General features: G+C 70.8%; 6 protein-coding genes. 4 read left to right on the top strand and 2 right to left on the bottom strand.

What is annotated here, in order from left to right; all coding sequences use genetic code 11:
• Positions 1-18 precede the first annotated feature (18 nt).
• The gene (locus VI238_RS14100; protein ID WP_331652442.1) at positions 19-486 is read right to left on the bottom strand and encodes a cytochrome c; all 468 of its coding nucleotides are present in this window, start codon (positions 484-486) and stop codon (positions 19-21) included.
• Between the two features lie 97 nt (positions 487-583).
• Here VI238_RS14100 and VI238_RS14105 point away from each other — a divergent pair, with 97 nt between their 5' ends.
• The 3 genes from VI238_RS14105 (at position 584) to VI238_RS14115 (ending at position 4,336) form a co-directional block, all read left to right on the top strand.
• On the top strand, positions 584-1,372 hold the full coding sequence (locus tag VI238_RS14105; RefSeq protein WP_331652444.1) for a dienelactone hydrolase family protein: 789 nt from the start codon (positions 584-586) through the stop codon (positions 1,370-1,372).
• Between the two features lie 20 nt (positions 1,373-1,392).
• Positions 1,393-1,830 carry a low affinity iron permease family protein gene (locus VI238_RS14110; RefSeq protein ID WP_331652446.1) on the top strand — a complete coding sequence of 146 codons (438 nt, stop codon included), beginning with the start codon at positions 1,393-1,395 and terminating at the stop codon, positions 1,828-1,830.
• Between the two features lie 118 nt (positions 1,831-1,948).
• Positions 1,949-4,336, top strand: coding sequence for a hypothetical protein (locus tag VI238_RS14115; RefSeq protein ID WP_331652448.1), 2,388 nt, complete (start codon positions 1,949-1,951; stop codon positions 4,334-4,336).
• Between the two features lie 66 nt (positions 4,337-4,402).
• On the opposite strand, the gene VI238_RS14120 is transcribed toward VI238_RS14115, so the two are convergent.
• On the bottom strand, positions 4,403-5,332 hold the full coding sequence (locus tag VI238_RS14120) for a polyprenyl synthetase family protein (RefSeq protein WP_331652450.1): 930 nt from the start codon (positions 5,330-5,332) through the stop codon (positions 4,403-4,405).
• A 269-nt stretch (positions 5,333-5,601) separates the two neighbouring features.
• Here VI238_RS14120 and ssb point away from each other — a divergent pair.
• Positions 5,602-5,753 (top strand): single-stranded DNA-binding protein (gene ssb, locus VI238_RS14125; RefSeq protein ID WP_331652452.1); only part of this gene is annotated, 152 nt, incomplete at its 3' end.

Below are 5,753 nucleotides of genomic sequence, written 5' to 3' on the forward strand. Positions count from 1 at the left end.
CGACCGACGCGCCGCGCGTTACTCTTCGCTGCGGTATTTGTCGTGGCAGGCCTTGCACGCGGCCGCGGTCTGCTTGAACTGTTCCTTCATCTTCGCCTCGTCGCCCGACTTCGCGACCTCGGCGAGCCGCTTCGACTGCTCGACGAGATCGTTCATCTTCGCCTTGAAGTCGTCCATGTTCTTCCAGATCTCGGGCTTGGCGTCGGTCGTCGCGCCGGTGTCCGAGCCGGGCGGGAAGCCTTCGAGCAGCTGCGGCGCGATCTGCGCGACGCGTTCGGCGCGCAGCGCGAACTCGGTCGCGTCCCACGGCGCCTTGCCGCGCACCATCTGCGCCATCGGGCCGAAGTTCCAGCCGAGCATCGTGTAGCCGGCCTGGCGATACGCGATCGCGGTTTCGGGCTTTACGGCGGCGGCCGCGATCGCGGCGATGCCGGCACCGGCGGCGAGGATGGCGAGGGTTGCGATGATCGGGCGTTGGCGACGCATCGGCGGCTCCATGGCGAAGGGACGCCGCAGTGTAGCAGCGACATCGCGCCGGTCGTTCTATGATGCGCGTCCAGCCACACTCGCCGAGGAGAACGCCATGCTCCGTCCGTTGCTCGCCGTCGCTTTCGCCTGTTCGTTCGTCGCGCCGCTGCACGCGGCGATGGTGTCGCGCCCGATCGATTACGACGTCGGCGGCAAGAAGATGCAGAGCATGCTCGTCTACGACGACGCCGTGCAGGCGCCGCGGCCCGGCATCGTGATGACGCCCGACTGGCTCGGCATCACGCCCGACAACCTCACCCTCGCGAAGGACATCGCCGGCAAGGACTACGTGATCCTCGTGGCGGACGTCTACGGCGTCGACGCGCGGCCGAAGAACGCGCAGGAAGCGGGTGCCGCGACGCAATCGCTGTACAAGGACCGCGCCGTGCTGCGCGCGCGCATCGGCGCCGCGCTCGCCCAGCTCAAGGCACAGGCCGGCAAGGCTCCGCTCGACGGCCGGCATTGGGGCGCGATCGGCTTCTGCTTCGGCGGCGCGACCACGCTCGACCTCGCGCGCAGCGGCGCCGACGTGCAGGGCGTCGTCTCGTTCCACGGCAACCTGTCGACCGACGATCCGTCACTCGCGAAGAAGATCAAGGCGAAGGTACTCGTCCTGCACGGCGCCGACGACTACTTCGAGTCGCCCGAGCAGATCGCGGGCTTCCAGCAGGAGATGCGCGACGCGAAGGTCGACTGGCAGTTCATCGCCTTCGGCGGCGCGGTGCACTGCTTCGCGATTCCCGGCGCGCACGGCGAGGTCCCGGGTTGCCAGTACGACGAACGCACCGCGAAGCGCGCATTCCGCCAGATGCATGCGTTCTTCGACGAAGTGTTCGCAGGTTGAGGCGGCGCGAGGAGAGCCCGATGGCCCCACGACGCTCGTGGTTCACGCGGTTCGCGAACGGCGCCTCGCGCGCGACCGGCCGGCCGCTCACGTTCCTGCTCGCGCTGCTCGTCGTGGTCGTCTGGGGCGTGACCGGGCCGCTGTTCGGCTTCAGCGACACCTGGCAGCTCGTGATCAATACCGGCACGACGATCGTCACGTTCCTGATGGTGTTCCTGATCCAGAACACGCAGAACCGCGACGCCGAGGCGATGCACGTGAAGATGGACGAGCTCATCCGCGCGATGGAGGGCGCGCACAACGCGCTGCTCGATCTCGAGGAACTCGAGGACAAGGACCTCGACGACGTGCGCGAGCGCTACCGCAAGCTCGCCGCGAAGGCGCGCCGCGACGTCGAGCAGGGCGGGCGCGACATCGGCTGCGACGACGTCGACGACGGAATCGCGACGCCACGGTAGCCGCGCTCCGCGCCGGGTTTGCGCGCCGCTCACCACGCGCGTATGGTGCGCCGGTCCGTGCCCGCGGGGCACGGCCGTCGGCGGCGTCGGGTCTGACACCATGGTGCGATCGGCGTGCATGCGGTACCCCGGGCGGGCGTTCGCGCTGCTGTTCGCGTGCGCCGCAGGACTGTCGGGCGCCGCGCAGACCGACCTCGTCTTCTCGAGCGGCTTCGAATCCGAGACCTGCACGACGAACGCCGAATGCGGCTTCGGCAAGGTGTGCGCGGCGGGCTTCTGCCGCGTCGAAGGCTCGCTCGCCGCAGGCGCGCCGTGCTCGGCCAATCGCGATTGCCACGCCGGCCTGTTCTGTTCCGCGACCGGCGTCTGCGCGTCCGCGGGTGGCGGACAGGCCGGCGAATCCTGCAGTTCGGGTGGCGGCTGCACGAGCGACCTCGCGTGCGCACTCTACGGACTCGGCGGAACCTGCAGTGCGGCTGGCGCGGCGGACCTCGGCGGCGCCTGCACCGCCACGGCCGACTGCATCGCCGGACTCGCGTGCAGTCCCGCCGGCCTCTGCACGCGCTCGGCGGACGCGTTTCCACCGTTCGCCGGCGTCGCCTGCGCCGGCGATCCCGGACCGTTCCGCGTCTACTTCGAGGTGCCGCGTCCGGGCCACGTTCCCGCCGACTTCTTCCGACTGCCGTTCCCGAACGACGCGCGCATCGAGGCGGACGGCACGCTGGACCTCGCCGACTTCCCGCGCGCGGGGTCGTCCGTGCTCGGTTTCGACATCGCCGATCGCTACGCGGACGTGCTGTCCGCCGACTTTGCGGGCTTCTCCGCCGTGACCGGCGTGACCTTCCGCTTCTCGGCCGCGGCCGATCCCGCGTCGCTCGGCGAAGCCCGCGTGCACTTCGTCGACATCACCGATGTCGACGAACCCGCATTCGGCAGCGATCGCGCGCGCTCGCTCGCCTACCACCCCGAGCGGCGCAAGTACGCCTGCGAAAACACCCTCACCGTGAGTCCGCTGCCGGGCGAACCGTTGCGGCCGGGAGGCATCTACGCCGCCTACGTCGACGCGGGCGTGCGTTCGGCCACGGGAGCGGCGCCCGTGCAGGACCCCGACCTCGCCGCGATGCTCGCCGCGTCGGCGCCATCGGATCCGACGCTCGCGCGCGCGTGGACGCGCTATGCGCATTTCCGCGCGTTTCTTCAGGTGCACGGCCTCGCTGCAGCCGACGTCGCGGGCGCGAGCGTGCTGCAGGTGGAGGACGCGTCGCGGCGCATGCTGGCGCTCCAATCCGCGGTCGACGCGCAACCGCCACCCGTGGTGACGGATCTGACCGTGTGCGATGGCACGACGCCTTCACCCTGCGCAATCGCGGGCGATCCCCAGCGCGTGTGCGGCGACTCCTCCGGCAGCTTCTGGGAAGTGCAGGGACGCCTGACGATCCCCGCATTCCAGCAGGGGACCGCGCCGTACGAAACGCCCGGCGACGGCGGCGCGATCGTCTTCGACGCGGGCGGCGCGCCGGTGCAGTCCGGCACCCTTGCCGTCTGCTTCGCGCTGTCCGTGCCGAAGTCGGCGCCGCCGCCGCAGGGCTGGCCGCTCGTCGTGCACGCGCACGGGACGGGCGGCAGCTTCCGTTCCGCGATCGCCGACGGCATCGCCGCAGCGCTCGCGACGGCCGCGAGCCCGATGGCGACGCTGACCGTCGAAGGCGTCGCGCACGGCGCCCGTCGCGGCGCGAGCACGCGCCCGCTCGACGGCCTCGTGTTCAACGTGATCAACCCGCGCGCGACCGTCGGCAATCACCTGCAAGGCGCGGCGGACGTGCTGCAGGCGCTGCGCTTCACGAATGTCGCGTTCACGCTTCCGGGCGGCGGCAACGTCTCGTTCGATCCCGCGCACGTGTACTTCTTCGGCCACTCGCAGGGAGCGAACGTCGGCATCCCCGCGCTCGCGGTCAGCAGTCGCGCGCCGGCGGCGATCCTATCCGGCGCCGGCAGCCAGCTCGGCGAAGGCTGGCTGTCGCGCACGCGGCCGAGCGACGCGGCGGCGACCCTCGCCTACCTGCTGGACGAGTCGTCGGTCGCCGCGGACCATCCGCTGCTGACGCTCTGGCAGACCTTCTTCGACGGGATCGATCCGGTGAATTTCGATCCGCTGCTGCTCGCACGGCCCCCTGCGGGCGTCGCATCGAAGCATGTCTTCATGGCCTGGGGCGAATCCGACACGTATACGCCGGCCGCGACGACCGACGTCACGGTCGAGGCGGCGGCGCTGCAGCTCGGCGCACCGGTGATCGAGGCGATACCCGGCGTTGCTCAGGTCGCGCGCCCGGTCACCGGCAACGTCCTCGCCGGCGACGGCGTCATGCGCACGGCGGCATGCTTCCAGTACGCGCCCGATCCCGGCGACGACGGCCACTTCGTCTCGACGCGCAATGCGCAGGCCGTACAGGACTGGGTCGCGTTCCTCGTTTCGCTCACGCAGACGGGCACGCCGACCGTACCGTGACAAGACGCACTCGGCGCGCTGCCGTGAGCCGGCGCGCAGCGCCGCCTGCAATGCCGGCGGCCGGTCCTATCGCGTGCGGTCGACCGCGTAATCGGCGAGCACCGCGAGCGCGTCGCGCGCGTCCGATCGCGGCAGTGCGACGAGCGCGTCGCGCGCGGAATCGGCATAGGCGTGCGCGCGCTGGCGCGATGCGTCGAGCGCGTCGGTCGCGTGGATCGCGGCGAGCACGTCGTCGAGCGCTTCGAGCCCGCCCGCCCGGATGGCGCGCCGGAGCATGTCCGCCTGACCCGGCGCGCTGCGCTCGATCGCGATGATCAGCGGCAGGGTCGGCTTGCCCTCGGCGAGGTCGTCGCCGACGTTCTTGCCGAGCGTGCCCGCGTCGGATGCGTAATCGAGCACGTCGTCGGCGATCTGGAACGCGTAGCCGAGATCGAGTCCGTAGCGCGCGAGCGCGTCTTCCTGCGCCGCGGGCACGCCCGCGAGCACGCCGCCGAGGCGGGTCGCGGCGGCGAACAACACCGCGGTCTTGCGCTCGATCACGTCGAGGTAGGCCTGCTCGTGCGTGTCCGGGTTGCCGATGTTGAGCAGCTGCAACACTTCGCCTTCGGCGATGCGGTTGGTCGTGTCGGCGAGGATGCGCATCACGCGCATGCTGTCGAGCTCGACCATCATCTGGAACGAGCGCGAATAGAGGAAATCGCCGACGAGCACGCTCGCCGCGTTGCCCCACACCGCGTTCGCGGTCTTGCGGCCGCGGCGCAGGTCCGATTCGTCGACGACGTCGTCGTGCAGCAGCGTCGAGGTGTGGATGAACTCGATCAGCGCGGCGAGCGGCAGGTGATCGCGCCCCGCGTACCCGGCCGCGCGCGCGGCGATGAGATGCAGCATCGGTCGCAACCGCTTGCCGCCGCCGCCGATGATGTACTCGGCGATCTGGTTGATCAGCACGACGTCGGAGGCGAGGCGAGCGCGAATGAGGTCGTTCACCGCGGCCATGTCGGCGGCGGCGAAGGCCTGCACGTCGGTGAGGCGCGCGATGCGCGGCGCGGCGGTAAGCGGGGCGGCAGAACTCAAGGCGGGGCCTGGGGCGATCCGGGGCAATGGACGCAAGTATAGCGGGCGCGCGGGCGTCGGCCGTCGGCCCGCGCCGACAGCACGTCGCGGCGCGGACTTACGCGATGCGGCGGCGCGCAGCGGCGGCGCCGGACGCACGGGGTGTTATCCTCGGCGCTTTCCGGACGCACCACGAACAGAGGAATCGCTCCATGGCACGCGGCATCAACAAGGTCATCCTGGTCGGCAACCTCGGTGCGGATCCCGAGACGCGCTACACGGCCAATGGCGGCGCGATCACCTCGATCCGCATCGCGACCTCGGAAAGCTGGAAGGACAAGCAGACCGGCGAGCAGCAGGAGCG

It is taken from the genome of Dokdonella sp. (assembly GCF_036518555.1).
Lineage (GTDB): Bacteria > Pseudomonadota > Gammaproteobacteria > Xanthomonadales > Rhodanobacteraceae > Dokdonella_A.